Source organism: Tahibacter sp. (assembly GCF_035481375.1).
In the GTDB taxonomy this organism is placed as follows: Bacteria; Pseudomonadota; Gammaproteobacteria; order Xanthomonadales; family Rhodanobacteraceae; genus Tahibacter.
The window spans coordinates 1-1895 of record NZ_DATIGT010000063.1; the positions used below are offsets into that span (position 1 = coordinate 1).

2 protein-coding genes are annotated in these 1895 nt (G+C 71.2%); one reads left to right on the plus strand and one right to left on the minus strand.

What is annotated here, in order from left to right; translation table 11 throughout:
* The first annotated feature begins 137 nt into the window (after positions 1 to 137).
* Complete coding sequence (locus VLF18_RS03740; protein ID WP_325278281.1) at positions 138 to 1109, plus strand: sigma-54 dependent transcriptional regulator; 972 nt, start codon at positions 138 to 140, stop codon at positions 1107 to 1109.
* Between the two features lie 20 nt (positions 1110 to 1129).
* Here VLF18_RS03740 and VLF18_RS03745 read toward each other — a convergent pair.
* The coding region (locus VLF18_RS03745) for a hypothetical protein (protein WP_325278282.1) at positions 1130 to 1895 on the minus strand (766 nt) is incomplete at its 5' end.

Here is a 1895-nt window from a genome sequence, read left to right on the forward strand (position 1 = left end):
AGTCCGGGCCTGCGCCGGGCCAGGCGCTCCGGGAATCGCCGGAACGGCGGTGTCGGAGATTCGAGTACGTCGATGCAACGGATTTCGGAACGATGCGGGCGGTCGGGGGGCGCCGTCCGGCATGAGGAGACAGGCAGATGCTCATCGGGAGTTCGCCGTGTTTTCGCCGCTGCGTGGGGCTTCTGACGCGCTACGCGGCATTCGACGCGCCCGTGCTGATCCACGGCGAGACCGGCACCGGCAAGGAGCTTGCGGCGCGGCACGTGCACTATGCGAGCGCGCGGCGCGATCGCGCGTTCGTTCCGGTGAACTGCGGCGCGATCCCGGACACGCTCGTGGAAAGCGAGCTCTTCGGCCACAGCCGCGGCGCGTTCACCGATGCGAAGACGGCTCAGGCCGGCCTGATCGAACTCGCCGCCGGCGGCACGCTGTTCCTCGACGAGGTCGACTCGCTGTCGGCGCGCGCGCAGGTCGCCCTGCTGCGCTTCCTGCAGGACTTCGAATACCGGCCGGTCGGCTCGTGCGCGGCGCGCACCGCGAACGTGCGCGTGCTCGCGGCGACGAATGCGCCGCTCGATGCCTTGATCGAGCGCGGCGCGTTCCGGCGCGACCTGCTGTATCGGCTCAACGCGCTCGAAGTGTGGATTCCGGCGCTGCGCCAGCGGGCCGAGGACGTGCCGCTGCTGGCGACGCATTTTCTCGAGCGCGCCGGCCGTCTGCTGCGCGGCGGCGTCCGGCGCTTCACCGACGACGCGCTCGCGCTGCTGGCCGCGTATCCGTGGCCCGGCAACATCCGCGAACTCGAGAACCTCGCGCTGCGCGCCGCAGCGCTGGTCGATGCGGAGGAAATCGACGTCGACGGCCTCGTCGTTGCCGAGCCGGCGTTCGCAGCGGTGCGCGCCGGGCCGCGTCTGCTCGCGCGCGTCGAGGTCTACAGCGTCGCGAAGGGGCTTGCGATGCACGCGTTCGAACGCGGCTATCTCGAAGACCTGATGCGCCGCGTGGACGGCAACGTGAGCCGCGCCGCGCGTCTTGCGGGCACCGAGCGCCGGCAGCTGGGGCGCCTGCTGAAGAAGCACGGGCTCGGCCGTCTGCCGACGTTGAACTGAGACGCGCGTCCGGGCGCGGACTACGGCGACGGCGGCGGCGTGACCAGCACGCGGGACGGCGGCTGCGCGACGGTGACGCTGACGTTGCCGTCCGCGAGATTCGCGACGTTGAGCTGGCGTATCTGCACGCGGCCGGCGAAGAACGCCTCGCGGATCTCGGCCTCGAGCGCCGCATCGCCGAGGTTCAGCCGGCCCGACGACACCGCGCTCCAGGTTTCGCGCCACCACGATTTCGGCATCGCCGATTCGGCGACCGGGTACGCGCCGGTCGTGCTGTACTTCGCGTCGTTGACGAAGATCGTCATTCGTCCGTCGACGCGCGCGGCGGTAATCGAGTCGGCGCCGATGCGATTGGCGCCGGCCGCGCGCGAAAGTCCGTATTCGCCGCGCCCGAGCGCCCACAGATACGAATTGGATTCGGCGACATCGGCACCGATCGCCGTAATCATCGATCGCCCGGTCTGCGCGCTCGCCGACACGAATACCGCGCCGCGCGGCGACGCGCCGAGCGACTCCATCTGCACGCCGGAAGGCGAGCGGTACGGCACGATGGGCCGCGTCGTGCGCGGCGCGAACGGCAGGCGCAGTCCGTAGTCGACGGCCCAGCTTTCCGGAATCGCGCTGCCGACCTGCGTGCGGCCGAACCACTGCGTGCCTTCCGGGTGGTAGACGCCCGAGCGCCAGTTCGCCCAGACGACGGGGTCGCTGCCGGATCCGAGCATCAGCGGCGGATTGCCGCCGGGCATCGCGTCGTCGCCGGCGCCGAGCAGACGCATGCCTCCGGCC